Origin of the sequence: Janthinobacterium sp. JC611 (assembly GCF_018682595.1) — a bacterium.
Lineage (GTDB): Bacteria > Pseudomonadota > Gammaproteobacteria > Burkholderiales > Burkholderiaceae_D > Janthinobacterium.
The window spans coordinates 88,441-112,814 of the sequence record NZ_JAFLJN010000001.1 but is presented as its reverse complement, the minus strand read 5'-3'; the positions used below and the strand labels follow the sequence as shown (position 1 = coordinate 112,814).

At 62.5% G+C, this 24,374-nt stretch carries 24 protein-coding genes; 16 read left to right on the top strand and 8 right to left on the bottom strand.

Annotated elements, in window-relative coordinates; genetic code table 11:
* Positions 1–40: 40 nt before the first annotated feature.
* Positions 41–499 carry a cache domain-containing protein gene (locus J0O65_RS00470; RefSeq protein WP_215403070.1) on the bottom strand — a complete coding sequence of 153 codons (459 nt, stop codon included), beginning with the start codon at positions 497–499 and terminating at the stop codon, positions 41–43.
* 282 nt (positions 500–781) lie between these two features.
* On the opposite strand from J0O65_RS00470, the gene J0O65_RS00465 reads away from it, so the two are divergent.
* Genes J0O65_RS00465 through J0O65_RS00450 form a run of 4 tightly spaced genes read left to right on the top strand, consistent with a single transcriptional unit; the run spans position 782 to position 4,857 of the window.
* Positions 782–2,146 carry a KamA family radical SAM protein gene (locus J0O65_RS00465; protein WP_215403068.1) on the top strand — a complete coding sequence of 455 codons (1,365 nt, stop codon included), beginning with the start codon at positions 782–784 and terminating at the stop codon, positions 2,144–2,146.
* Positions 2,147–2,148: 2 nt separating this feature from the next.
* Positions 2,149–3,498 carry an MFS transporter gene (locus J0O65_RS00460; protein WP_215403066.1) on the top strand — a complete coding sequence of 450 codons (1,350 nt, stop codon included), beginning with the start codon at positions 2,149–2,151 and terminating at the stop codon, positions 3,496–3,498.
* A complete protein-coding gene (locus J0O65_RS00455) occupies positions 3,443–4,291 on the top strand; it encodes a fumarylacetoacetate hydrolase family protein (RefSeq protein ID WP_215403064.1) in 849 nt (282 codons plus the stop codon). The genes J0O65_RS00460 and J0O65_RS00455 overlap by 56 nt, the downstream gene beginning before the upstream one ends.
* Positions 4,291–4,857: a carboxymuconolactone decarboxylase family protein gene (locus J0O65_RS00450; RefSeq protein ID WP_215403062.1), complete on the top strand. Its 567-nt coding sequence runs from the start codon at positions 4,291–4,293 to the stop codon at positions 4,855–4,857. Before J0O65_RS00455 ends, J0O65_RS00450 begins: the two co-directional genes overlap by 1 nt.
* Positions 4,858–4,912: 55 nt before the next feature.
* Here the strand turns inward: J0O65_RS00450 and J0O65_RS00445 are convergent, their stop codons facing one another.
* From J0O65_RS00445 to yjgA, 3 genes are all read right to left on the bottom strand, one after another.
* Complete coding sequence (locus tag J0O65_RS00445; protein ID WP_215403059.1) at positions 4,913–5,581, bottom strand: alpha/beta hydrolase; 669 nt, start codon at positions 5,579–5,581, stop codon at positions 4,913–4,915.
* Entirely contained in the window at positions 5,578–6,210 is a 633-nt protein-coding gene (mog, locus tag J0O65_RS00440; RefSeq protein WP_215403057.1) for a molybdopterin adenylyltransferase, read from the bottom strand. The genes J0O65_RS00445 and mog overlap by 4 nt, the downstream gene beginning before the upstream one ends.
* 106 nt (positions 6,211–6,316) lie before the next feature.
* On the bottom strand, positions 6,317–6,916 hold the full coding sequence (gene yjgA, locus J0O65_RS00435) for a ribosome biogenesis factor YjgA (RefSeq protein ID WP_215403055.1): 600 nt from the start codon (positions 6,914–6,916) through the stop codon (positions 6,317–6,319).
* A gap of 96 nt (positions 6,917–7,012) precedes the next feature.
* Here yjgA and pmbA point away from each other — a divergent pair, with 96 nt between their 5' ends.
* Positions 7,013–8,365: a metalloprotease PmbA gene (gene pmbA / locus J0O65_RS00430; RefSeq protein WP_215403053.1), complete on the top strand. Its 1,353-nt coding sequence runs from the start codon at positions 7,013–7,015 to the stop codon at positions 8,363–8,365.
* Between the two features lie 69 nt (positions 8,366–8,434).
* Here the strand turns inward: pmbA and J0O65_RS00425 are convergent, their stop codons facing one another.
* Positions 8,435–9,433, bottom strand: coding sequence for a hypothetical protein (locus J0O65_RS00425; protein WP_215403051.1), 999 nt, complete (start codon positions 9,431–9,433; stop codon positions 8,435–8,437).
* Between the two features lie 383 nt (positions 9,434–9,816).
* On the opposite strand from J0O65_RS00425, the gene J0O65_RS00420 reads away from it, so the two are divergent.
* Positions 9,817–12,228 carry a TonB-dependent receptor plug domain-containing protein gene (locus J0O65_RS00420; RefSeq protein WP_215403049.1) on the top strand — a complete coding sequence of 804 codons (2,412 nt, stop codon included), beginning with the start codon at positions 9,817–9,819 and terminating at the stop codon, positions 12,226–12,228.
* 15 nt (positions 12,229–12,243) lie between these two features.
* The gene (locus J0O65_RS00415) at positions 12,244–13,554 is read left to right on the top strand and encodes an aminotransferase class V-fold PLP-dependent enzyme (protein WP_215403047.1); all 1,311 of its coding nucleotides are present in this window, start codon (positions 12,244–12,246) and stop codon (positions 13,552–13,554) included.
* Between the two features lie 49 nt (positions 13,555–13,603).
* Here the strand turns inward: J0O65_RS00415 and J0O65_RS00410 are convergent, their stop codons facing one another.
* Both J0O65_RS00410 and J0O65_RS00405 read right to left on the bottom strand, forming a co-directional pair.
* On the bottom strand, positions 13,604–14,746 hold the full coding sequence (locus J0O65_RS00410; protein WP_353056136.1) for a cytochrome-c peroxidase: 1,143 nt from the start codon (positions 14,744–14,746) through the stop codon (positions 13,604–13,606).
* A gap of 244 nt (positions 14,747–14,990) precedes the next feature.
* Complete coding sequence (locus tag J0O65_RS00405) at positions 14,991–16,115, bottom strand: M14 family metallopeptidase (protein ID WP_215403043.1); 1,125 nt, start codon at positions 16,113–16,115, stop codon at positions 14,991–14,993.
* Positions 16,116–16,256: 141 nt separating this feature from the next.
* Here J0O65_RS00405 and J0O65_RS00400 point away from each other — a divergent pair, with 141 nt between their 5' ends.
* Positions 16,257–16,511 carry a hypothetical protein gene (locus J0O65_RS00400; RefSeq protein ID WP_215403041.1) on the top strand — a complete coding sequence of 85 codons (255 nt, stop codon included), beginning with the start codon at positions 16,257–16,259 and terminating at the stop codon, positions 16,509–16,511.
* Positions 16,512–16,581: 70 nt separating this feature from the next.
* On the opposite strand, the gene paaX is transcribed toward J0O65_RS00400, so the two are convergent.
* Complete coding sequence (gene paaX / locus J0O65_RS00395; RefSeq protein WP_215403038.1) at positions 16,582–17,511, bottom strand: phenylacetic acid degradation operon negative regulatory protein PaaX; 930 nt, start codon at positions 17,509–17,511, stop codon at positions 16,582–16,584.
* A 267-nt stretch (positions 17,512–17,778) separates the two neighbouring features.
* Between paaX and paaA the strand changes: the two genes are divergently transcribed.
* Genes paaA through paaI form a run of 8 tightly spaced genes read left to right on the top strand, consistent with a single transcriptional unit; the run spans position 17,779 to position 24,354 of the window.
* Positions 17,779–18,768, top strand: coding sequence for a 1,2-phenylacetyl-CoA epoxidase subunit PaaA (gene paaA / locus J0O65_RS00390; protein WP_215403036.1), 990 nt, complete (start codon positions 17,779–17,781; stop codon positions 18,766–18,768).
* Positions 18,769–18,800: 32 nt separating this feature from the next.
* Positions 18,801–19,085: a 1,2-phenylacetyl-CoA epoxidase subunit PaaB gene (gene paaB / locus J0O65_RS00385; RefSeq protein ID WP_034746356.1), complete on the top strand. Its 285-nt coding sequence runs from the start codon at positions 18,801–18,803 to the stop codon at positions 19,083–19,085.
* Between the two features lie 14 nt (positions 19,086–19,099).
* Complete coding sequence (gene paaC, locus J0O65_RS00380; RefSeq protein ID WP_215403034.1) at positions 19,100–19,852, top strand: 1,2-phenylacetyl-CoA epoxidase subunit PaaC; 753 nt, start codon at positions 19,100–19,102, stop codon at positions 19,850–19,852.
* Positions 19,852–20,385, top strand: coding sequence for a 1,2-phenylacetyl-CoA epoxidase subunit PaaD (gene paaD / locus J0O65_RS00375; protein ID WP_215403032.1), 534 nt, complete (start codon positions 19,852–19,854; stop codon positions 20,383–20,385). Before paaC ends, paaD begins: the two co-directional genes overlap by 1 nt.
* A 40-nt stretch (positions 20,386–20,425) precedes the next feature.
* A complete protein-coding gene (paaE, locus tag J0O65_RS00370; protein WP_215403030.1) occupies positions 20,426–21,505 on the top strand; it encodes a 1,2-phenylacetyl-CoA epoxidase subunit PaaE in 1,080 nt (359 codons plus the stop codon).
* A 51-nt stretch (positions 21,506–21,556) separates the two neighbouring features.
* On the top strand, positions 21,557–22,348 hold the full coding sequence (gene paaG, locus J0O65_RS00365; RefSeq protein ID WP_215403028.1) for a 2-(1,2-epoxy-1,2-dihydrophenyl)acetyl-CoA isomerase PaaG: 792 nt from the start codon (positions 21,557–21,559) through the stop codon (positions 22,346–22,348).
* 1 nt (position 22,349) lies between these two features.
* Positions 22,350–23,915 (top strand): 3-hydroxyacyl-CoA dehydrogenase PaaH, encoded by a 1,566-nt coding sequence (paaH, locus tag J0O65_RS00360; RefSeq protein ID WP_215403026.1) that lies wholly within the window; start codon positions 22,350–22,352, stop codon positions 23,913–23,915.
* Positions 23,908–24,354, top strand: a complete 447-nt coding sequence (gene paaI, locus J0O65_RS00355) for a hydroxyphenylacetyl-CoA thioesterase PaaI (RefSeq protein ID WP_215403024.1) — start codon at positions 23,908–23,910, stop codon at positions 24,352–24,354. Before paaH ends, paaI begins: the two co-directional genes overlap by 8 nt.
* Positions 24,355–24,374 lie beyond the last annotated feature (20 nt).

The following is a 24,374-nucleotide window of genomic DNA, read 5'->3' as shown; positions in this document are numbered from 1 at the left end:
AAGCGCAGGCGGCGCGTCGCGTGCGCGCGCCGCCCCTGGCTTATTTTTTGTAGATCCCCGCTTCCAGCACCACATCGTTGACGCGCAGGATGTAGGTGGTCTTCGGCTCGATCTTGCCGCTGGTGGGGTTCTTGTACTGATAGTCGACCCAACCCTTGCCCTGCTTTTGCGCCAATTCAATGATTTCACGGCGATATTTCTTGCCATTCGCATCGGGCACATCCGTCAAATCCTTGCCCACGATGGAAGGATTGATGGGGTGGGCCAGCACGATGCCCGTCTTGATGTCGCGCATGTCCACATACAGCGAGCCCTGCACGAAGTCCGGGTCTTTCGCCGTAATCCTCTTCATCATTTCTTCTTTGCCATGCGCCTTCATGAAGGCGGCGCCCCGTTCGGCCATGGCAATGGCGTCTTTTTCCGTTGGTTCGACCGCGGCATTGACGCTGCCGCCGACAAATGCCAGGCACAGCAGGCTACCCGTGAATAAGCGTTTCATGAAAGCTCCTTGTGATATCGAGGGATATGTTGCCAAGTCGTAATTTACGTCGCCGGCGCTTTCCTCAAATTGCGATGGCACAAACTAAGGTGTTGCTTGTAGGCAGCGTGCAACGTATCGACGGCTTGTTGATATGTAGCAATTTGGTTCTGAATGGCAAGAACTATGATGACTTTCACAGCATGCCGAGGCGATGTGGCATGGGGGAGGAAGAGGCTGGAATTGGCTGGTATAGGGCTTATTTCATGAAAGTTATCGCTATTTACAGGCAAGGAGCCGATCGTGTCCGCACTCATTACCGAGCCGTCTTCACCCAAGTTCAAGCCGTACACGCGGCAAACGATTCAACAGGCGCGGCAGTGGGAATGGTTGCCGGAAGAGCAGCGCGAAGCCGTGCAAGTGGTCTCGCATGTCTTGCCGTTTCGTACCAATGCCTATGTGCTCGATCAGTTGATCGACTGGAGCAACATCCCCGACGATCCCATCTATCGCCTCGTCTTTCCCCACCGCGACATGCTGCCGCCCGAGCAGTACGCGCACCTGCGCGAGCTGGTGCTGGTGCAGCGCGATAAGGCCGCCATCGACGCCTATGTGCATGGCTTGCGGCTGGGCATGAATCCCCATCCGGCCGGCCAGATGACGCACAACGTGCCCCGGGTCAACGACGCGCCCGTGCGCGGCCTGCAGCATAAATATGCGCAGACGGTGCTGTTTTTTCCCAGCGCGGGCCAGACGTGCCACGCGTATTGCACCTTCTGTTTCCGCTGGCCCCAGTTCGTCGGCATGGATGACATGAAGTTCGATGCGCACGAGTCGCATGAGCTGGTCGCCTACCTGAAACTGCATCCGGAAGTGACGGACGTACTGATCACGGGCGGCGACCCGATGATCATGAATACGCGGCAACTGGCCGGCTACCTGGAGCCGCTGCTGGCGCCGGGCCTGGAGCACATCCAGAACATTCGCATCGGCACCAAGGCGGTGGCATATTGGCCGCAGCGCTTCGTGTCGGACCGCGGTGCGGATGACTTGATGCGGCTGTTCGAGCGCATCGTCAAGGCGGGCAAGAACCTGGCCGTGATGGGACATTACAGCCATGCCGTCGAGTTGCGCCAGGACATCGCCCAGCAAGCCGTGAAACGCATCGTCTCCACGGGCGCCACCTTGCGCATACAGGGGCCGCTGATTCGCCACATCAACGAAGATCCGGCAAGCTGGGCGGAACTGTGGCAGACGGGCACGCGCCTGGGAGCGATTCCGTACTACATGTTTGTCGAACGGGACACAGGGCCGCGTGGCTATTTCCAGTTGTCCCTGGCGAAGGCGCACGAGATTTTTCAGGCTGCCTACCAGATGGTGTCAGGCCTGTCGCGGACGGTGCGCGGCCCCTCCATGAGCGCTTTTCCCGGCAAGATCGTCATCGACGGCATCGTCACCATCAATGGCGAAAAACTGTTTGCCCTGCAATTTTTGCAGGCGCGCAACCCGGACTGGGTGCGCCGGCCGTTTTATGCGAAATTCGATGCGGAAGCGACGTGGATGGACGATTTGAAGCCGGCCTTCGGCCACGACAAGTTTTTCTTTGAAATGGATGACCCTGTGCCGCAGGTGCCGCACAAAATCATCCGCCTGGCAAAGGCCGCCTGAGCATGCCCGCCGCCGGTGCGCCTGCCCGTTCCGGCGTGGCCGTGTTTTGCCTGGTGTTCCTGCCGTTCGCGCTCGGACATTACCTGTCGTGCCTGCTGCGTGGCGTGAATGCCGTGCTGACAGCCGAATTGCTGGGCGCCATCGCCCTGACACCGGCCCAGCTGGGCCTGCTGACCAGCGCCTTTTTTCTCGCCTTTGCGCTGGTGCAATTGCCGGTTGGCATGGCGCTCGACCGCTACGGCCCCCGCACGGTGCAACTGTGGCTGCTGGCGCTGGCAGCGCTGGGCGTGTGGCTGTTCAGCCGGGGCCACAGCTTTGCCGAGCTGATGTGGGCGCGCGCCTTGATGGGGGCGGGCCTGGGCGGCTGCTTCATGGCCGCCGTGAAAGCGATCTCGTGCGCCATCGCGCCATCGCGCCTGCCTTCCGTGCATGGCTACCTGATCGCCGTGGGTGGCCTGGGCGCGGCCACGGCCACCATGCCCGTCAAGCTGGCCCTGCACTACACGGACTGGCGCGGCGTCTTCCTGGGTCTGGCGCTGGCGGCGCTGGCCATCGGCTTGCTGATCCGCCTGCTGTCGCCGGCCATGCCGGCCCCTGCCGCCGGCATGCGCAAGGTGAGCAAGGTCAGCGTCTGGAGCGTGTACCGCGATCCCGGGTTTCGCCGCACCATCGCGCTGATCTTGCTGCCGCACGCGGTGTTCTTTGGCGTGCAGGGCTTGTGGGTGGGACGCTGGCTGGCCGACGTGGGCGGCTTGTCCGACGATAGTGTGGCGTATCTGTTGTACCTGGGCATGGCGGCCGTCATCTTCGGCGCCATCGGCATGGGCATGCTGACGGAGTGGGCCGGACGGCGTGGTATTGCACCCATGCAAGTGGCGGGCGCCGGCATCGTCCTGTTTGTTGCCGTGCAAGTGGCGATGGCGTGCAATGTGGTGCCCAGCCTGCCTTTGCTGTCCGTGCTGTTTACCTTGCTGGGCACGGTGACGGGCCTCGACTATGCGATCGTCGCGCAAAGCATGCCGGCCAGCTTGACGGGCAGGGCGGCCACCTGTTTGAATTTGCTCATCTTCACGGGCGCCTTCCTGGTGCAGGCGGGCTTTGGCCTGATCCTCGGCTGCTGGCCCCTGAACGGCCTGCAGCAGTATCCGCCGCAGGCGTACCAGGCGGCGTTTGGCGTGCTGGCGGCCTTGCAACTGCCGGGACTTGCGATGTTTTTCATCCGCCGCTGCAGGCGTGCCGGGCCATCCGGTAAAATGGCGGCCTGCACAGCGGCAATGATCAACTCCAAGGAAGACTATGAAACTCGTTCGTTATGGACGTCCAGGCAAGGAAAAACCGGGCCTGATCGATGAAGAAGGCAAACTGCGCGACCTGTCCGGCGTGCTTGCCGATATTGACGGCGCACAACTGTCCGACAAGGCCCTGCGCAAGCTGGCCAAGCTCGACGAAAAGACCTTGCCCCTGGTGCGCGGCAATCCACGCTTTGGCGTGCCGCTGGCGAAAGTCGGCAAGTTCATCGGCATCGGCCTGAACTATGCAGACCATGCGGCCGAGTCCGGCATGCCGATCCCGGCCGAACCCATCGTCTTCATGAAGGCCATCACTTGCCTGAATGGCCCGGACGACAATGTCGTGTTGCCCAAAGGTTCCAAGAAGACGGACTGGGAAGTGGAGCTGGGCGTGGTCATCGGCACGCGCGCGCAATACGTGAGCGAAGAGGACGCCCTGAAATACGTGGCCGGTTACTGCGTCGTCAACGACATTTCCGAGCGCGCGTTCCAGCTGGAGCGGGGCGGCCAGTGGGACAAGGGCAAGGGCTGCGACACCTTCGGCCCCATCGGCCCGTGGCTGGTGACGCGCGATGAAGTCATCGATGAGCAGGATCTGGATCTGTATCTGGAAGTCAATGGCAAGCGCATGCAGACCGGCAATACGCAAACCATGATTTTTACTGTCGCGCAGATCGTCAGCTACCTGTCGCAATTCATGACCCTGGAACCGGGCGACGTCATCGCCACGGGCACGCCGCCGGGCGTGGGCCAGGGCCGCAAGCCGCAACGTTTCCTGAAAAAGGGCGACAGCATGCGCCTGGGCATCGCCGGCCTCGGTGAACAGCAGCAGGACGTGGTCGCCTGGACTGCCTGATGGCCGGTAGCGATATCGACCGTTTGCCCGCGTTGCCGCTGGACCAGCTGGACACCCAGCAGCGGGCGGCCGCGCAAGCCATCATCGACGGTCCGCGCGGGGCGCTGTACGGGCCCTTCGTGCCGCTGATCCGCAGCCCCGAGCTGATGGAAACGGCGCAGCGCATGGGTGAGTACTTGCGCTACCGCAGCGCCATCGGCACGCGACTGTCGGAACTGGCCATCCTGGTGACGGCGCGCCAGTGGGACCAGCAAGTCGAGTGGGCCATCCACGCGCCGCTGGCCGTGCAGAACGGCATCGCGCAAGCGGCCGTGGATGCCATCGCCGCGCGGCGCATGCCGCTTGTCCTGAAAGAAGACGAGCAAGCCGTGCACGACTTCTGCCTCGAGCTGCAGCAGAACAAGCGCGTCAGCGACGCCACGTATGCGCGTGCGCTGGCGCTGTTCGGCGAACACGGCGTGGTCGACTTGATGGGCATCAATGGCTACTACACTTTCCTGGCCATGGTGATGAACGGGGCGCAGACGGCGCCGCCGCGGACGGGCGTGCCGCCGCTGCCAGCCTGAGTGGTGTCAGGCGCGGCAGGACGGCAAGGCGTGGCGCGGGCCGCGCCTTTTTTCTTTATGCGAGGACTTTCTTCAGCCACGCGCCGATGGCGTCGATCTCTTCCTGGCACAGCGAGTGCTGCATCATGTACTCGTGCCATTCCACCTTGTAACCCATGCCGGTGAGCAAATCGCGCGATTGCTGCGCGCGGCCGATCGGCACCACGGGGTCGGCCGTGCCGTGCGCCATGAAGATCGGCGTCTGCAGGCTCGCTGGCGTGCGCTCAAGGGCCGTCTTGTCGGCCAGCGGCAGGTAGCCGGACAGGCACATCAGGCCGGCCAACGGTTCCGCGTGGCGCAAGCCCGTTTGCAGGGTCATGGCGCAGCCTTGCGAGAAGCCGGCCAGGATGATGCGGCTGGCGGGAATGCCGCGCGCCTTTTCGCGGGCGATCAGCGCTTCGACCTGCGCCTGCGAGGCGCGCAAGCCGTTCTCGTCTTCGCGGCGCACGAGGTCGTTCACGAGGATGTCGTACCAGGCGCGCATCACATAGCCGTTGTTGATGGTGACGGGCATGGTGCCGGCGCTGGGGAAAATGAAGCGGATGGCGGGGCAGCCGCGCAAATCGAGTTCCTTGACCAGGGGAACGAAGTCGTTGCCGTCGGCGCCCAGGCCGTGCATCCAGATGATGGAGACGGTGGGATTCGGTGCGCTGTCGAGTTCTATGGTTTCCAGCAAGGTGCTCATGTATTTTCCTCAGGTAAAGGTTGCGCCGGACGCAGCGCCGATTTGGGACGGAAGGCCTTGCAGATGGCCGGGTCGGTTTCCATGTAGGGACCTTTGATCAGGTCGATGCAATATGGTACGGCGGCAAAGATGCCGTTCACCAATTGATTTCCGTCAGCGTCTTTCAATCCCTCCAATGTTTCCTTGATGGCTTTCGGCTGACCCGGCAAGTTCATGATCAGGGCGGCGCGCTCGGGCGTTTCGCGGATCACGGCCACCTGGCGCGACAGGATCGCCGTCGGCACGAATTGCAGGCTGATCTGGCGCATCTGTTCGCCGAAACCGGGCATTTCCTTGGTCCCCACGGACAAGGTCGCATCCGGCGTCACGTCGCGCCGCGCCGGACCCGTGCCGCCCGTCGTCAGGATCAGATGGCAGTGGTTCAGGTCGACCATGTCGATCAGGGTGTTTTCAATCTGCGAGCGCTCGTCGGGGATCAAACGCTTTTCCAGGCGGAATGGCGTGCGGATGGCGGCGGACAGCCAGCTTTCCAGGGCGGGGATCCCCAGGTCTTCATATACGCCGCCGCTGGCGCGGTCCGAGATCGACACGAGGCCGATAATCAATTCGTCTTCGAGAGTGGTGGACATCGGTCACCTATAAAAAGTCTGGAGTGGCTTAAAAACAATAAAACCGGGATTATCCCGGTTTTTAGCTCATTTCGGGGTCAGACCCGCCGGGTCTGACCCCAGTTGTTTATTCGTCGTCTTCCGGCGCAACGCCATCTTCATCCGCCTCATCCTTGCCGCCATTCTGCTTCTTGGCGATCTGTTTCAGGATCTGGAAGATTTCACGGTAGGCTTTTGGCGGCTTGTTCTCGGCTTGCTCCTTGCGGGCATTGCGGATCAGGGTGCGCAGGTGCTGCACGTCCAGTTCCGGGTTTTCCGACAGCAAGACGGTCAGGGCCTTGTCGTCCGTCAAGAGTTTGTCGCGGCGGCGTTCCATCGCGTGCATGGCGGCCGTGTCGGCTTTCGACAAGCCTTTCCAGCTATCGATGGTGCGTTGGATAGCTGCAACTTCTTCCTCGTCCAGGGTGCGCATCTTCTTGCCCACGTATTGCAACTGGCGGCGGCGGCCTTCGTGATCCTTGATCAGCTGGCATTCGAGAATGGCGTCGCGCACGTCTTCCGGCATCGGTACGCGCTTGACGCGGTCGCGTGCTTCATTGACGAGTTCTTCGCCCAGCTTTTGCAGGACGGTCATCTGGCGCTTGAGTTCCGATTTCGACGGACGTTCATATTCCTGTTCGAATTCGGACGATTGGAAGCCGCAAGCTCCCCGGTTTGGATTTGGCATGATATATAAGGCGGGAGAGGACTTGTGGACCGCTCCTGTAAACTGTAAACGACTGCTATGATAACCTTTTTAGCGGCTTTCCGAAGAAAACAGCGCATGAACGACTCCGTATTTACCCATAGTCAAGAGCAATTGCAGCAACTAGCCCGTGATGTGTTGTCTTTTGCACGGGAAGCGGGCGGCACCGACGCAGCCGTCGAAGTCAGCGAAGGCGGCGGCTTGTCCGTTTCTGTACGAAAAGGCAAGATCGAGACGATCGAGCAAAACAAGGACAAGGGCATGGGCGTGACCGTGTTTGTCGGCAAGAAGCGCGGCAATGCCAGCACGTCCGACTTTTCGCCGTCGGCCCTGCGCGCCACGGTGGACGCCGCCTACAACATCGCCCGTTTCACGGCCGAGGACGATTGCGCCGGCCTGGCCGACGCCGACATGCTGGAAATGTCCCCCCGCGACTTGCAACTGTTCTATCCCTGGCTCATTTCCGCCGAGGAAGCCGTCGTGCTGGCCCAGCGGGCCGAGGCGGCAGCGTTTGCCGTCGACCCGCGCATCACGAACAGCGAAGGCGCCAGCGTGCATGTGCAGCAATCGCATTTCGTTTCCGCCAATTCGCGCGGTTTCATCGGCGGCTATCCGTTTTCGCGTCACACCCTGTCCGTGGCGCCCATCGCCGGCAAGGGCGCGAAGATGCAGCGCGACGACTGGTATTCGTCCGTGCGCGACGCTTCCAAAATGTCGAGCCCGGAAGCCATCGGCCGCTACGCCGCCGAGCGCGCCCTGTCGCGCCTGAACGCGCGCAAGCTGGGCACGCGCACCTGCCCCGTGCTGTTCGAGGCGCCGCTGGCGGCCGGTTTGCTGGGTACCTATGTGCAAGCGACCTCGGGCGGCGCCCTGTACCGCAAGTCCACATTCCTGAACGATTCCCTGGGTACGCAAGTGCTGCCGTCGCACGTGCAGATCTTCGAAGACCCGCACGTGATCGGCGGCGTCGGTTCCGCGCCGTTCGATGAAGAGGGCGTGAAAACCGTCAGCCGCGACGTCGTCAAGGATGGCGTGGTGCAAGGCTATTTCCTGTCGACTTACACGGCCCGCAAGCTGGGCATGCAGACGACGGGCAACGCGGGCGGTTCGCACAATCTGTACCTGACCTCGACGCAGACGGCCGCCGGCGACGATTTTAATGCCATGCTGAAAAAGCTGGGCACGGGCCTGCTGGTGACGGAACTGATGGGACAAGGAACCAATTACGTGACGGGCGACTATTCGCGCGGCGCGGCCGGTTTCTGGGTGGAAAATGGCGTGATTCAATATCCGGTGGAGGAAATCACCATTGCCGGCAACATGAAGGACATGCTGCGCAACATCGTTGCCGTGGGCGCCGACGTCTTGCGCCGCGGCACCAAGCAGACGGGCTCCATCCTCATCGAGAGCATGGTAGTGGCCGGCGGTTGAACACTGCCCGGATACGCCCCAGCCAGCGGCATCGCTGCCGGCAGGCTGGGGCGCTACTAGTTTGCTCGCTTACTTCGATTGGACGTTGACGCAGGTCCACGAAATATTCGTGGCGTCCCATGTCGCTTTCCAGTTAATCGTCGTCTGGTCCCTGCATGCCTGCTCGGACGCAAACTTGGTATCCTGGTAGCGCTGGTAGATATAGCCGTCCTGAGGACGCCATACGGCGCCATACCAATAATTGTTGGCATCGACGGCGGTACCCAGCTGTTCAAGCGGTTTATTCTGGGCCGTGTTCTTGTAATCGATCGCGGAACTGCCATCCGCCTTGAAGAGTCGAACCCATACGGAATTATTCTGCGTGCCGGCCCCATCGACTGGAATGCACATTCTCGTCTTGGCCGTGTACAAGCTGTCAGGCATTGTCAGGCAGAAATATGGACTTGGCGAACCTGCTGCAATCGACCATTCCACGTTGGCGCTTGCCGTGCCGCTTGGATCGCAGTAATTCGCGTATTTCCCCGCTTTGAAACCTTCCGTATAGGTCAGCGTTTGCACGCCTGAAAAATACGTCCCGGATGCATTGCTAAGGGTGGGCAACTCGTTGCGGCCCGTGACGGACATACATGCCTTGTAGCCGGCATCGGCATAGCCGACCGCCATGCCGATGGGCTGCATGTTCGCATTCAGGTGCAGTTTCCAGGTATTGCGGTATTGCAGTTTGCCACTGGCATTGCTACGCAGCAGTGAAATGACTTTGGCGGATGCCGCTTGTTGCGACACACCATTGGTAACGAAGGGGGCTGGCTGTCCCAGTTCCTGGCTGACGATCAATGTCGCCGTCCCAAGACTGCCATCATTGGATGCCAGGTTCGAGATGGTCAGGTCGCTGCTCAGGAATTTCTTTAATGCATCAGCGGCATTGATGGATGCCAGTACTGGTGCCGGTGGAACCACCGGTTTGAGATCCGGGCTGCTGCCATTCCCGCTACCACCGTCACCGCCGCTGCCACCGCCGCAAGCGGCGAGCAAGCTGACGAGGGCGCACAATATGGTCTGTTTCTTCATCTTTACAACCTAATATAGCGACAAGAATGCGTGTCGTTGCGCCGCGGCATTATAGGGAGTGTTGATTGTAGGAAATCTATCGAATTGTCTCATCGCCCCCTCCATTTCTCCTCTGTATGCCGGTGCCATGCGCCTGCGTGCGTACGAGGCAAGCCAAGGTTGCCTGGCAGCCGCTGCTGCACCGTGCATGCGGTGATTTGCCAGCAGTGATCAGCGCGTCATACGGATGAAACATTGCCTTCGTATGATGTCGCCATCTGACGTTATCTGCGTAATTTAAATGCTTTTAATGTAAGTAAGCCGAACTTCGTGATATTTCATGCAAGATGCGAGTCTTGCCGTGACGCGTAGTTGTTGATCCAACCTGCATAGTGACTCTCTCCATGACCTGTTCCCGTACCCGCATCGCCCGCGCGGCGGCCCTGCTGTGCGCCATGAGTGCCGTGTTCGCCAACCAGGCGCAAGCCCATGGCGCTGCGTCCGCTGCCCCAGCCTTCGCCAGTGATTCCCTCGATGCCCCGCAAGCCGTGATCGTCACCGGCACGCGCGGCAGCAAGCGCACGCAGTTCGACACCATGGCGCCCGTGGACGTGTTCAGCCGCGAAGATATCGGCGCCGTCGAATCGTCGGACTTGAACGACGTGCTGGCGCAATTGCTTCCCTCGTATGTGGTGCAGCGCTTGCCGATGGCCGATGGGCAAGTCTTCGTGCGTCCCGCTACCTTGCGCGGCCTGTCGCCGGACCAGACCCTGGTGCTGATCAACGGCAAGCGTTTCCACCGCAGCGCCCTGCTCGGCGCGCGCGGCGCCCAGGCGCCCGACCTGGCGCAGATTCCCGTGTCCGCCATCAAGCGCATCGAAGTGCTGCGCGACGGCGCCTCGGCCCAGTACGGTTCCGACGCGATCGCCGGCGTGATCAACATCATTCTCGACGATACGGCGGGCACGGAGCTTTCCGTGCACCACTCGCAGTATTCGGAAGGCGATGGCAAGGGTAATGAGCTCAACCTGAAGACGGGTTTCAATTTTGGCGAAACGGGCAAGGCGACGATTTTCGGCGCGCTGGCCCAGTCCGACCCCACCTCGCGCACGCGCCAGCGGGCCGACGCCATTGCTTTCCAGAATGCCCATCCGGAACTGAAGGTGCCCAATCCCGTGCAGCGCTGGGGACAGCCTGAGCTCGACAGCAAGCGCATCGGTTTCAACGCCAGCATGGCCCTGTCCGAGACGACGGAACTGTACGGCTTCGGCTTGTTCAGCCGCAGCGACGGCACCTCGGATTTCAATTGGAGGAATCCCGACACCAGCACGGGCGCGTATAAAACCGGCAGCCTGTTCCCCGGCTGGGACTTGCGCAGCATCTATCCGCTCGGCTTCAGCCCCAGCTATTCGAACGACCAGGACGACTTGCAGGTGGTGACGGGCGTGCGCGGCCGCTACAATGACCGCTTCGGCTGGGATGTGAGTGCTTCCTACGGCCGCAACCGCATCGACTACAAGCTGGCCAATTCCATCAATGCGTCGATGGGGCCGAGCAGCCCGACGTCGTTCTACCTGGGGCAGTTGTCGCAGGTGGAAAAAATCCTCAACGCCAACTTTAATTATGAATTGCCCGTGGCATCGCTGCCGCAACCGCTGAACATCGCGTTTGGCGCGGAAGCGCGCAACGAAACCTATGGCGTGAAGGCGGGCGATGTGGCGTCCTGGACGGTGGGGCCGGGCGCGGCCATCGGCCTCGACGCGAATGCGAACGGCGCACCGGGCTTCAGCGACCGCCAGGCGGGCAGTTGGGGCCAGGACAGTTATGCGGCCTACCTGGACGTGGAAGTACCCGTCAGCAAGGCCCTGAGCCTGGGCGGCGCGGCCCGCTACGAACATTTCTCGGAATTTGGCAGCACCGTTAACGGCAAGTTGTCGGCCCGTTACGCCTTGAGTGATGACATGGCCCTGCGCGGCTCCTATTCGACGGGTTTCCGCGCGCCAACGCCCGGCCAGTCGAACACCAACAGCACGAATCAGGGACTCGACACCAAGACCTTGCTGTTGTTTACCAGCGGCCGCCTGGCCAACAACGACCCGCTGGCCATCCTGCTCGGTGCGCAGGCGCTGAAGCCGGAAAAATCGAAAAACCTGTCCCTGGGCTTTACGTGGAAGACGCCGGCCGGGTTCTCCGGTTCCGTCGACGTGTATGACATCAAGGTCAGCGACCGCTTCAGCACGTCCGCCTCGTTTGCCGTGCCGGCCGGCGTGGCCAATCCGCTGCGCTACACCTCCGTCAGCTATTTCACCAACGACTTCGACACCACCACGCGCGGCATCGATATCGTGGGCAGCCACCTGAGCCGCGTCGGCGACGGCAAGCTGAACCTGACCCTGGCCTACAACTACAACACCACCAAGGTCGATGGCGGCAAGTCCAGCCTGGCGACCAATCCGGCCCAGCGGCAAGTCTTCGAAGAGCGCCTGCCGCGCCAGAAAGCCACCATCAGCGGCAACTATGACCTGGGCAACTGGAATACCCTGGCCCGCGTGCGCTACTACGGTGCCTGGACGGACAATTCCGGCAATGCCACGGGCGATATCTTCCAGCGCTTCGGTGCCATGCAATTTCTCGACCTGGCGGCCAGCTACAAGATCAGCGACAAGCAGTCCGTGCGCGTGGGCATCGACAACGTGCTGGACAAGTATCCTGACGAGGCAACCTTCCAGGCCAGCCGCGGTCTGATCTATTCGCGCAATGCGCCGTACGACACGGACGGGCGCAACCTGTACGTCGAGTACAGCATGAAATTTTAAGGGGATCGCTTGAACATGAATCCACAACGCCGCGCCCTGTTGCGCGCGGGGTCGCTGGCGGCGGCGCTACCGTTCGCGGCCGGCCCCGCCGATGCCGCGCTGGCACCACCTGTGCCGTCGGTGCCGGCCGGCGCCACGCCGGACGCCTTGGCCGGCAACCAGGCGTACTGGCAAGCCGTGGCCGCGCAATACGACACGACCGATGCCATCGTGCAACTCGACAATGCCTACTGGGGTTCGATGGCCAGGCCCGTGTTGCGTCATTACGAGCAGCAACTGGCCATGGTCAACCGCGACAATGCCTGGTATGCGCGCATGCGCTTTCCCGCCGACTTCGAGGCGGCCCGCGCCGCGGCCGCCAGGGCGCTGGGCGTGGGCACCGATGAAATCGTGCTCACGCGGGGCGCCACGGAAGCGCTGCAAGTCTTGATCGCTGGCTATAACCGCCTGCAGGCCGGTGACGCGGTACTGTACGCGGACATCGATTACGACAATATGATCACCGTCACGCGCTGGCTGCAGCAGCGGCGCGGCGCCCGGGTGGTCCATATCGCCATGCCGGAACCGTTTACGCATGACAACGTCGTTGCCGCCTACGCTGCCGCCATGGAACATCATCCGACCTTGAAACTGATGCTGCTCACGCATGTCAATCACCGCAACGGCATGGTCTTGCCCGTGGCCGAAATCAGCCGCCTGGCGCGCGCGCGGGGCATCGATGTCATCGTCGATACGGCGCACGGTTTTGGCCAGCTGGACATGACGATACCCGACCTGCAGGCCGACTTTGCCGGCATCAACCTGCACAAATGGATAGGTGCGCCTGTCGGCGTGGGCGCTGCCTACATCAAGCGCGGCAGGGTAGCCGATATCGACCCGTACATGGGGGAACCGCGGGGCGACAAGGCGGGCGACGATATCCGCACCCGCGTGCACACGGGCACGGTCAATTTCGCTGCCTACCTGAGCCTGCCGAAGGCGCTGGACTTGCATGCGCAGATCGGCGTTGCCAACAAGCAGGCGCGGTTGCGGCTGCTGCGCAACCGCTGGGTGGAAGCGGCACGCGGCATCGACGGCATCGAGGTGCTGGCGTCGAGCGATGCGCGCCTGACGAGCGCCATCGCGTCGTTCCGGCTGACCGGCAAGACCAGCGTGGCCGACAGTTATGCCTTGTCGAAGAAGCTGGTGCAGGAATACGGCATCTTCGCCGTGCCGCGCGACGGTCTGGCCAGCGGCGCGTGCGTGCGCGTCACGCCGGGCATCTTTACGCCCGAGTCGCACCTGGACCGGCTGGTGGATGCCTTGCGCAAGGTGGCGCGTACCTGAATTGCTGTAGGCTATGGGGGGCGCCGCGGCAACGGCGCGCCCCATTCCATCACTGCTGCACTTGATAGCCATCCGTCAGGGTGGCCAGGAATTTCACCATATCCTCGATCTCGCCCGCCGTCAGCGCGGGCGCCATGCCGCGCTTGCGGTCGAATGGCGCTTCGCTGACGTTCACGTTGGCGCGGTACTTGACCGGCACATCGTTGAACTTTTGCACTTTTCCTTTGTCATCGCGCGGATACCATTCTTGCGGGTGCGTATCGCGCCGCACGTAGAAACGCAGGGCATCCGTCAGGTTGTCGAACACGCCGTTATGAAAGAATACCTGGCGCGTGGCCACATTGCGCAGGCTGGGCACCTTGAAGGCGCCGCATAAGTCTCTTTTCGTCGCCAGGTCGGTGCGGTCGGGGCCGCACAAACCCAGGTCGAAATAGGCGGCATCGGCGGTGGCGGGTATGCGCGCATTGCGCGGCACGCCCAGGTTGTCGTAGCTGAAATCCGTGAACAGGGGCGGCGCGCCCCCTTCGCCCCGCGCGCTGGGGTGGCAGGCGGCGCAATTGCCCTTGCGTTCGTCATTGAACAGGGCCAGGCCCCGCAGTTCGGCCAGTTCCAGCGGAACCTGGTTGGCCAGGTAGAGGTCATACTTGGAATCGTAGCGGTGGAAGTCCGGCTCTTCCTGTTGGAATTGCTGCAAGGCGTAAGTGATGCGCTTGAATGCCTGTTGCGGTTGCGCAAAGATGGCGTCGCCAAAGACGCGGCGAAATTGCGCCGCATAATTACCGTTGCGCAGCCTTTCCACCACCGCGTCCGTGCTGGCATTGGCCATTTCATGCGGCGCCAGGAAGGGCCGCTCGGCCTGTTCCGCCAGGCTGGCGGCGCGGCCGTCGCGGTTGATGCCACCGTTGGGCGCGCCTTCCGCGTCGAAGTGGAACGGGGGCGTGTGCTCCAGGTAGCGCAGCGATGGCGTGGCGCGATAGCCGTGCGTCCGGCCATCGGCGCCGCCCAGTTGCACGGCCAGCTTGTTGCCGGGCGCGTAAGCGTGGGCAGGGTCGTGGCAACTGGCGCATGACTGCTTGCCCGAGGCCGACAGGCTGGCATCGTTGAAAATCTGCCGCCCCAGTTGCGCGGCAGGGCTGAGTTCAGCCGCCAGGCCGGCGGTCGCTGGCAAACTGGCAAACGCGGAAATGCACACGTGTGCAAATCGTGATCTGAAAAAGCGCGCCACGGCGCATGGCTGGTTTCTATTCGTCATAGGCAGGATCGCTTGTCGGCAGGGGGAAGGTAGAAATGCTGGGGCAAGTATAGGCAGCAATGGCCAGCATGGCAACGACTTGTGATGTTGCGCTGCGCCATGACGGGGCGGGAAAAAGGCCGGCGGCCGCTGATGCGCCGCCGGCCAGGCCCGTCATGGGCGATGCGCCGGTGTCTTGCGCGGATCAGGCGCGCAAGGTGGACAGGATAGGCTGCAGCACGGCCGCGCCCAGGGCGGCGCTGCGGGCGCCGCTCCAGCCCGTTTGCGGGTCGGGATCGTTGGCATTGTCCTTGAACGGCAATTCCAGCGTCAGCGCCAGGCAGCCGAAGGCGTGCGTGATGTGGGGCGAACCCATGGTCAGCACTTCCGGCGTGAACGGGCCGTCTTCATAGCCGTGCTCATCCTGGAAGTCGGGGCTGGCCACCTTGAAGTCGGCGATGAAGCGGTCTTGCTCGGCCTTCTGTGCTGGCGTGAAATTTTCCAGTGCGTCGCTGCCGGCCACGAAGACGTACGGCAAGCCTTCGTCGCCATGCACGTCGAGGAACAGGTCGCAGCCGATTTCATGCATTTTCTGTTTCACCAGGAACACTTCCGGGCTGCGCTCCATGGTCGGCGTCATCCATTCGCGGTTCAGGTTGGCGCCGGCCGCGTTGGTGCGCAGGTTGCCATGCACGGAACCATCCGGGTTCATGTTCGGCACCACGTAGAAGACGGCGTCTTGCAGGCACTGGCGGGCAAACGGATTGGCCTGGTCCAGCAACGCTTCGAGCATGCCTTCGACAAACCATTCGGCCATCGTCTCGCCCGGATGCTGGCGCGCGATGACCCAGACTTTTTTCTCGGCATCGGCGTCGCCGACCACCAGCAGATTCATGTCGCGCCCTTCCACGGTGCTGCCCAGGTCGACCAGGCGCACCAGCGGCGACGCTTGCGCGCTGTCGATCAGGGCCAGGTGGCGGTCCCATGGATACGGTTCGAAGTAGGCGTAGTACACGCTTTCTTCTTCCGGCGTGTGTGCTATGGTCATCACCGTGCCGTCAAAGCTGGTCGGCACGCGGAACCAGGTCTCGCGGTCGTAGCTGGCCACGGCCTGGTAGTCTTTCCAGCCGTCCGGGTAGGCCGACTTGCCGGCATTCATGAAGCGGATCGTGCACGCCTCGCCTTGCGCGCCTTGCAGGCGGAAGTAAAACCACTGCGTGATGTCGGCGTGGGAATCCTTGCGGATGTTCAGCTCGATGGATTGGGCATCGTCGGCGCGCAGCACCTCGATCGCGCCGGCGTCGAATTGCTGGCTGATTTTAATGGTCATGAGTGTTCCTGATAAAAACGTATGGGTTTTGCATCGTGTGCAATGGCGCGATGATACCTGTTTTGCGGTGGCCTTTGTGCTGGCGCAAACGAGGCAGGACATGCTTTGCTAACGTGGAAGCTCCGACACAGGGAGAGCATCATGGACGATAACGGCAAACACATACGCGAACTGGAAAAGAAAATCGGCGCCCTCAGCGACGCCCTGGCGCACCTGGGCAAGGGCACGACCTTGCAGGAATTGCTGCGCATCATACGTTTTCCCGGCTATACGACGCCGGCCGAATTCAGCTTCAACGTGGCCATCCTCGACACCATGCTGGTGCAGGCCAATGCGCTGGAAAAGCTGGGGCAGGATTTGCTGGCAGGGGCCAAGCAGGTCGTCGCCAAGCAGTGAACGCAGCAGTGAGCAAATCCTGAACGCCTGAAAAATGCCCAGGTACTGCAACGCCGCCATAGACGTTTTGTCAGGTGTTCAGGCCGCCAAAACGTTCAAAAAACCATGGCTCCACGTCCGGCGCCTGCTCATCCTCGCGCCGCAGGGTGGCCAGGATATGTTGCTCGGCCGCCGCGTAGGTAAGGCGGTAGAGGTCGCGCGCCAGCGCATAGGCTTGCGTGCCGGGCCACGGTTCGGGTAACAGTTCGACGGGCAATTGCGGGTCGTGCAATTGCACGCGGCGGTAGGCGTGCGTGAGCAGCGAGCGGATGACGAACGCTTGCTCGGCATCGAACACGGGCGCCTCTTGCAGCAGGGTCAGCAGCGGCTGGAAGCTGGCGATGAATTTTTCGTAGCCGGCCATCACTTCCGACAAGTCCCAGCAGTCGCCCACCATGTCGCGCAGGGGACGCGTGCTGACACCAGGCAACTCCGTGGTGTGGCAGACGTACAGCTTGCCCTGCACCTCGTTGCGCACGAGGATGTCTTCCAGCGCCTCCGCATTGCTGGCCGGGTGGCCAAAGATGCCGGGAGAGATCAAGCCATAACCGGCCCACAATAATTCCTTGCGCAGCGCGCCCCGCTCGGCGGCGCCGATGCTGCCGGCCGGCCCGATCACCAGGGTCCAACTGCCATCCCAGTGCACCACCAGCGGCGCATAGATGCGGCGATAGGCGCGTTCGAAGCGGGCCAGCGCCTCCGGGCGTATCGTATAGGCGCTGCGGCGGCCGTCGCGCTGCGAGCTGAGCCAGCCCTCCTGCGCCAGGCGGAACACGCTGGTGCGCAACAGGCGGTCATTCACGCCGAAGGGCGCCAGCAGTTCGATCAGGCTGCCCAGCCAGATGGCGCCGCCGCGCGGCACGATGGCGTCGCCAAAAATCGTCATCACCAGGGACTTCGAGCGCGGTGGGTCGCTTTCCAGGAAATCGGCTATCCATGCCGTGCAGCGGGTGTTCTTCATGTGGTTCCGGTCTGGCCGTGTTGCGGTCGGTTCAATAAAAGCAGCAGTTTACTTGGCTGCGCGGGTAGCGCGTCAATAATTTGCCGGAAGCGCTTGTGGCGCTCCTCAGTGTTTTCTCATAAGCAATATCATACGCACAAAAAAGCTGCACAAGATACGAATTTTTAAAATGATTCACATCAAGTGTATGCAAATCGTTTTTTGTATCGTATTATCTGTTCATCGCACCGCGTTGCTGCGCAAAATCAAAGACATGGGAGACAGATCATGTACGCACAAATGGTTGAAACCGGCCTCAAGAACGTCCGTTCCATCGACGACATGGGCCAGGAAGAGCGCGCTTTCCAGGCGCGCATCGACGAAGGCATCAAGATCGAGGCCAAGGACTGGATGCCGGACGCCTACCGCAAGACCCTGATCCGCCAGATTTCGCAGCACGCGCACTCGGAAATCGTCGGACAATTGCCGGAAGGTAACTGGGTCACGCGCGCACCCACCCTGAAACGCAAGTCCATTCTGCTGGCGAAGATCCAGGATGAAGCGGGCCACGGCCTGTATCTGTATAGCGCGGCGGAAACCCTGGGCGTGTCGCGCGACGACTTGCTGGCCGCCTTGCACTCGGGCAAAGCCAAATATTCCAGCATCTTCAACTATCCGACCCTGTCGTGGGCCGACATGGGCGCCATCGGCTGGCTGGTCGACGGCTCCGCCATCATCAACCAGATTCCCCTGTGCCGTTGTTCCTATGGCCCGTATGCGCGCGCCATGATCCGCGTCTGCAAGGAAGAATCGTTCCATGCGCGCCAGGGCTACGACATCATGATGTCGCTGTGCAAGGGCACGCCGGCGCAGAAAGCCATGGCGCAAGATGCCTTGAACCGCTGGTGGTGGCCGTCCTTGATGATGTTCGGCCCTTCCGACGCCGCTTCCGTCAACAGCGCCCAATCGGCGCAATGGCGCATCAAGCTGTTCTCGAACGACGAACTGCGCCAGCGCATGGTCGACCAGACCGTGCCGCAAATCGAATACCTGGGCCTGACCGTGCCCGATCCTGACTTGAAGTTCAATGCGGAAACGGGCCACTATGAATTCGGCGAGATCGACTGGGCCGAATTCAACAATGTCCTGAAGGGCAATGGCCCGTGCAACCGCGAACGCCTGCAAACGCGCGTGACAGCGTATGCGGACGGCGCATGGTTCCGCGATGCCCTGGTCGCCTATGCCGACAAGCAAGCTGCCAACAAAGCGGCAGCCTGAAAACATCAATAAGACAGATAGGGGATAGCAACATGAGCAAAGAATGGCCTTTGTGGGAAGTTTTCATCCGCAGCCAGCACGGCCTGGCGCACAAGCATGTGGGCAGCCTGCACGCTTCCGACGCCACCATGGCGGTCAACCATGCGCGCGACGTCTACACGCGCCGCAATGAAGGCGTGAGCATCTGGGTGGTGCGCGCGGCCGATATCGTCGCCAGCAGCCCCGGCGACAAGGGCGCCCTGTTCGAACCGTCGAACAGCAAGGTGTACCGCCATCCCACCTTCTTCCCGATGCCGGAAGAAGTCAAGAACCTGTGATGGGAGCGCCTGCAATGGATGACAAAGTTAACTACTTGCTGCGCCTGGGCGACAACGCCCTGATCCTCAGCCAGCAGCTGTCGCAGCTGTGCGGCAAGGGTCCCGCGCTGGAAGAAGACATGGCGCTGACCAACGTGGCGCTGGACTTGCTGGGCCAGACGCGTTTGTGGTTCAGCTATGCGGCCGAACTGGAAAACGCGGGCCGCGACGAGGACGACATCGCCTTCCTGCGCGACGCCCATGACTTCAAGAACTGCCTGCTGGTCGAACAGCCGAATGGCAATTACGCCGACACCATGATGCGCCAGTTCTTCTTCGACAGCTGGCACTATTTCCAGCTGCTGGAACTGACGAAATCGGCGGATGCGCGCATCGTCGAAGTGGCGCAAAAATCGATCAAGGAAGTCACGTATCACCTGCGCCGCAGCGGTGACCTGATCGTGCGCCTCGGTGACGGCACGGAAGAAAGCCACGCGAAAACGCAGGCCGCCGCCGACAAGCTGTGGATGTACACGGGCGAGATGTTCAAGTACGACGCCGTCGAGCAGGCCATGGTCGCCGCCGGCATCGCGCCGCCATCGGATATCTTGCGCCAGGCCTTCCTCGAACATGTGGCCGAGATCTTCGCCGAAGCGACGCTGGTCATGCCGGCGCCCGACGCCTGGATGCAAAAGGGCGGCAAGCAGGGCACGCACACGGAGCACCTGGGTTTCATCCTGGCCGAGATGCAGTTCCTGCAGCGCGCCTACCCCGGGGCGGAGTGGTAATGAACGCCGCCGCTGGTGCCGCAGCGCTGGACGCCGCCCAGGTCTGGGCCTGGCTGGGCGACGTGGCTGATCCGGAAATCCCCGTCATTTCGGTGGTGGACCTGGGCATCGTGCGCGCCGTCGAAGTCACCGGCGGCGACGCCTGCACCGTGACGATCACACCCACGTATTCGGGATGCCCGGCCATGCAGGTGATCGCCGACGCCGTCACGGATGCCCTGCGCAGCCATGGCGTGGCGAAGGTGACCCTGGTGAACCAGCTGGCGCCCGCCTGGACCACGGACTGGATGAGCGAAGCGGGCAAGGCCAAGCTGAAAGGCTATGGCATCGCCCCGCCGCAGCAGCAGGTGATCGACATCAGCGGTTTGCGTGGTGGCGTCAAGCGTCAGCCCATGCCGAAACTGGACGTGATCTGCCCGAACTGCGGTTCCACGCATACGCAGCTGACCAGCCAGTTCGGCTCCACGCCGTGCAAGGCCCTGTACAAATGCCTGGCTTGCCGCGAGCCGTTTGACTACTTCAAGTGCCATTAAAAAAATCAGGCACACGTTCCGAAGACACTGGAGATGAAGCATGAGTAAATTTTATCCGCTGCGCGTAGCGAACGTGCGCAACGAAACGCGCGACACCATCGCCGTCACGTTCGACGTGCCGTTTGACCTGCAGCAGCAGTTCCGCTTCCAGCAGGGCCAGCACCTGACCCTGCGCGCCAACATCAACGCGGAAGACGTGCGCCGCTCGTATTCCATCTGTTCGGCGGTGCAGGACGGCACGCTGCGCGTGGCCATCAAGCGCACGCCGGGCGGCGCCTTCTCCACCTGGGCGAACGACACGCTGAAAGCCGGTGCCACCATCGAGGTGATGCCGCCCATGGGCCACTTCAACGTGCCGCTCGACAGCGTCAACCGCAAGCACTACCTGGCGTTCGCGGCCGGCAGCGGCATCACGCCCATCCTCTCCATCATCAAGACCACCCTGCTGGCGGAACCCCTGAGCCGCTTCACCCTGTTCTACGGCAACCGCGCCTCCTCGTCCGTCATCTTCAAGGAAGAATTGACGGACCTGAAGGATGTGTACCTGGAGCGTTTGAACCTGGTCTACGTGATGAGCCGCGAGCAGCAGGACATCGAATTGTTCAACGGCCGCATCACGCAGGAAAAATGCGAGCAATTCCTGCAGCACTGGATCCGCGTGGAAGACTACGACAACGCCTTCATCTGCGGCCCGGAAGACATGATGCTGGGCGTTTCCGCCGCCCTGCAGGCGGCCGGCATGCCCAAGCAGAACATCAAGATCGAGCTGTTCGCCGCCAGCATCCCGAAAAACGCCCACAAACCGCGCGCCCAGTTCGACGCGGGCGTCGTGCAGGAAACGGAAGTGACCGTCATCATGGATGGCAACCACACCACCTTCACGATGGACAAGGACAAGGAATCCATCCTCGACGCGGGCCTGCGAGCGGGGCTGGACATGCGCTACTCGTGCAAGGGCGGCGTGTGCTCGACCTGCCGCTGCAAGATCCTCGATGGCAAGGTCGAAATGGACGTCAATTACGCGCTGGAAGACTATGAAGTGGCGCGCGGCTTCGTCCTCAGTTGCCAGAGTTTTCCATTGACCGACAAGGTCGTGGTCGATTTCGACCAGGCAGAATAAAGCCGGCGCAGGGCTGACGCCCTGCCGTATCCATTACAAAAGCGAGACGCCATGACCTACCAAAACATCCTCTTCACCATCGAGCAGGGCATCGCCACGCTCACCCTGAACCGTCCCGACAAGCTCAATAGCTTTACGCAGGCCATGCACGAGGAAGTGCGCGACGCCATCGCCAAAGTCAACGCCGACAGCGCCGTGCGCGTGTTCGTGCTGACGGGCGCGGGCCGCGGTTTTTGCGCGGGCCAGGACTTGTCCGACCGCGCCGTGGAACCGGGCTCGAAGGGCGTGGACCTGGGCGAGTCGGTGGAAAAGAACTACGCGCCGCTGGTGCTGGCCTTGAAGGCCTTGCCGATGCCCGTGATCTGCGCCGTCAACGGCGTGGCCGCCGGCGCGGGCGCCAACCTGGCGCTGGCGTGCGACATCGTCATCGCCGGCAAGTCGGCCAGCTTCGTCGAGGTGTTCTGCAAACTGGGCCTGATTCCGGACACGGGCGGCACCTTTTTCCTGCCACGCCTGATCGGCTCCGCGCGCGCCATGGGCCTGGCCATGCTCGGCGAAAAACTGACGGCGGAAAAAGCGGAAGACTGGGGCTTGATCTGGAAATGCGTGGACGACGCCGAACTGGCGCAGGAAACGCGCAAGCTGGCCGTGCACTTTTCCACCGCACCGACCAAGGGCCTGGCGTATACCAAGCAGGCGCTGGCCGCCAGCGGCGCCAATACCCTGCCGCAGCAGCTGGCGCTGGAAGCGCGCATGATGAGCGATCTCGGTAACAGCGACGATTATCGCGAAGGCGTCGCCGCCTTCATGGAAAAGCGCGCACCGCAATTCAAGGGACATTGACATGACCGCATTGGCAAACAACAGTATCGTCGCCGTCATCGGCAGCGGCGCCATGGGCGCCGGCATCGCGCAGGTGGCCGCGGCCGCCGGCTACCGTGTGAAACTGTACGACACGCGTGCGGAAGCCGTCAGCAAGGCGCTGGCCGACATCGCGAAAATGTATGCGAAGCTGGCCGAGAAGGGCCGCATGACGGCCGGCGAAGCGGCCGCCGCCACGGCGCGCCTGCAGGCGGCCGGCAGCCTGGCCGATGTGAGCGACTCTGCCCTGGTGGTGGAAGCCATCGTGGAAAACCTCGACGTCAAGCGCGGCCTGTTCGCCGAGCTGGAAGCCTTGGTCGGCGACGACTGCATCCTGGCGACGAACACCTCGTCGATTTCCGTCACGGCCATCGCCGCCAAGCTGCGCCGCCCGGAACGCCTGGTCGGCATGCATTTCTTTAATCCCGTACCCCTGATGGCGCTGGTCGAAGTGGTCGAAGGCCTGGCCACCAGCGAACAGGTGGCCGCCACCGTCTACGACACGGCTATCGCCTGGGGCAAGAGCCCCGTGCATGCGAAATCGACGCCCGGCTTCATCGTCAACCGCGTCGCCCGTCCGTTTTACGCGGAAGGCTGGCGCCTCTTGAACGAACAGGCGGGCGACGCCGCCACCATCGATGCCGTGCTGCGCGAAGCGGGCGGCTTCCGCATGGGGCCATTCGAACTGATGGACTTGATTGGCCACGACGTGAATTTCTCCGTCACGCAGTCCGTGTTCGGCGCCTACTTCAACGACCCGCGCTTCACGCCGTCCGTGCTGCAGCAGGAAATGGTCAACGCCGGTTTCCTCGGCCGCAAGGCAGGCCGCGGCTTTTACCTGTACGGCGAAGGCGCAGTTGCCCCCGTGGCGCAGGCGGAAGGCCCGCAAGCGACCCCGGAATTCGTCGCCCTGTCGGCCGCCGTCGGCGGCGATGGCCGTGGCCACAGCGGCATCATTCGCAGCCTGGTGCAGCGCCTGGAACAGGCCGGCATCACGGTCAGCCGCCGCGTCACGCAGGAAGGCCAGGCGCACGACGAGGCGCCCGCCCTGCATTGCCATGGCGCCGCGATCTATCTGACGGACGGGCGCAGCGCCACCCAGCGCGCGCACGACAACCAGCATCCGGACACGGTGCTGTTCGACCTGGCGCTCGATTACGCGGGGGCCAGGCGCATCGCCGTGGCCCGTGCCGACCAGTGCAGCGACGCCGCCTATGCGGCCGTCGTCGGCCTGTTCCAGGCGGCCGGTTTCATCGTCACGCGCCTGGACGACGTGCCGGGCATGGCCGTCATGCGCACCGTCGCCATGCTGGCCAACGAGGCGGCCGACGCCGTCAACCAGGGCGTGTGCACGGTGGCCGCCGTCGATATCGCCATGCAGAAGGGCGTCAATTACCCGCGCGGACCGCTGGCCTGGGCCGATGCCGTCGGCGTCCAGCACATCGTCGCCGTGCTGCACCACCTGGCGCTGGGCTATGGCGAAGACCGCTACCGCGTCTCGCCGCTGCTGCGCCGCAAACTCGCCAATGGAGCACCGTTTCATGCATAAGGAAGACCCTATCCACGCCGCCCAGGCCCTGGCCGAAGCTGCCGCCGCCTCCATGCTGTCGCGCGACAACGCCACCGCCGCCATGGGCATCGCCCTGGCCGAAGTGGGGCCAGGCCATGCGCGCATGACGATGACGGTGCGCGCCGACATGCTCAATGGCCACCAGACCTGCCATGGCGGTTTTATCTTTGCCCTGGCCGACAGCGCCTTCGCATTTGCCTGCAACAGCTACAACATGAACACGGTGGGCGCCGGCTGCACCATCGATTACCTGGCGCCGGGCCGCGAGGGCGACGTGCTGACGGCGCATGCCGTCGAACAGGCGCTGGCGGGAAAAAGCGGCGTCTACGACGTCAAGGTCAGCAACCAGGACGGCCGCGCCATCGCGCTATTCCGCGGCAAATCGATCCGCGTGGCGGGTACAGTCATTAGTGATTGAAGGTACAAGAGCAGGCTTGA

Excerpts from the sequence above, each read along its gene's own strand:
- paaX (WP_215403038.1), bottom strand. The coding sequence starts at position 17,511 with ATGAAGAACACCCGCTGCACGGCATGGATAGCCGATTTCCTGGAAAGC.
- J0O65_RS00400 (WP_215403041.1), top strand. The coding sequence starts at position 16,257 with ATGGACGATAACGGCAAACACATACGCGAACTGGAAAAGAAAATCGGC.
- pmbA (WP_215403053.1), top strand. The coding sequence starts at position 7,013 with ATGAACGACTCCGTATTTACCCATAGTCAAGAGCAATTGCAGCAACTA.
- paaC (WP_215403034.1), top strand. The coding sequence starts at position 19,100 with ATGGATGACAAAGTTAACTACTTGCTGCGCCTGGGCGACAACGCCCTG.
- paaA (WP_215403036.1), top strand. The coding sequence starts at position 17,779 with ATGTACGCACAAATGGTTGAAACCGGCCTCAAGAACGTCCGTTCCATC.
- paaD (WP_215403032.1), top strand. The coding sequence starts at position 19,852 with ATGAACGCCGCCGCTGGTGCCGCAGCGCTGGACGCCGCCCAGGTCTGG.
- J0O65_RS00405 (WP_215403043.1), bottom strand. The coding sequence starts at position 16,115 with ATGACCATTAAAATCAGCCAGCAATTCGACGCCGGCGCGATCGAGGTG.
- paaG (WP_215403028.1), top strand. The coding sequence starts at position 21,557 with ATGACCTACCAAAACATCCTCTTCACCATCGAGCAGGGCATCGCCACG.
- yjgA (WP_215403055.1), bottom strand. The coding sequence starts at position 6,916 with ATGCCAAATCCAAACCGGGGAGCTTGCGGCTTCCAATCGTCCGAATTC.
- J0O65_RS00420 (WP_215403049.1), top strand. The coding sequence starts at position 9,817 with ATGACCTGTTCCCGTACCCGCATCGCCCGCGCGGCGGCCCTGCTGTGC.
- paaI (WP_215403024.1), top strand. The coding sequence starts at position 23,908 with ATGCATAAGGAAGACCCTATCCACGCCGCCCAGGCCCTGGCCGAAGCT.
- J0O65_RS00425 (WP_215403051.1), bottom strand. The coding sequence starts at position 9,433 with ATGAAGAAACAGACCATATTGTGCGCCCTCGTCAGCTTGCTCGCCGCT.
- J0O65_RS00455 (WP_215403064.1), top strand. The coding sequence starts at position 3,443 with ATGAAACTCGTTCGTTATGGACGTCCAGGCAAGGAAAAACCGGGCCTG.
- J0O65_RS00450 (WP_215403062.1), top strand. The coding sequence starts at position 4,291 with ATGGCCGGTAGCGATATCGACCGTTTGCCCGCGTTGCCGCTGGACCAG.
- paaE (WP_215403030.1), top strand. The coding sequence starts at position 20,426 with ATGAGTAAATTTTATCCGCTGCGCGTAGCGAACGTGCGCAACGAAACG.
- J0O65_RS00460 (WP_215403066.1), top strand. The coding sequence starts at position 2,149 with ATGCCCGCCGCCGGTGCGCCTGCCCGTTCCGGCGTGGCCGTGTTTTGC.
- paaH (WP_215403026.1), top strand. The coding sequence starts at position 22,350 with ATGACCGCATTGGCAAACAACAGTATCGTCGCCGTCATCGGCAGCGGC.
- paaB (WP_034746356.1), top strand. The coding sequence starts at position 18,801 with ATGAGCAAAGAATGGCCTTTGTGGGAAGTTTTCATCCGCAGCCAGCAC.
- J0O65_RS00415 (WP_215403047.1), top strand. The coding sequence starts at position 12,244 with ATGAATCCACAACGCCGCGCCCTGTTGCGCGCGGGGTCGCTGGCGGCG.
- J0O65_RS00445 (WP_215403059.1), bottom strand. The coding sequence starts at position 5,581 with ATGAGCACCTTGCTGGAAACCATAGAACTCGACAGCGCACCGAATCCC.
- mog (WP_215403057.1), bottom strand. The coding sequence starts at position 6,210 with ATGTCCACCACTCTCGAAGACGAATTGATTATCGGCCTCGTGTCGATC.
- J0O65_RS00470 (WP_215403070.1), bottom strand. The coding sequence starts at position 499 with ATGAAACGCTTATTCACGGGTAGCCTGCTGTGCCTGGCATTTGTCGGC.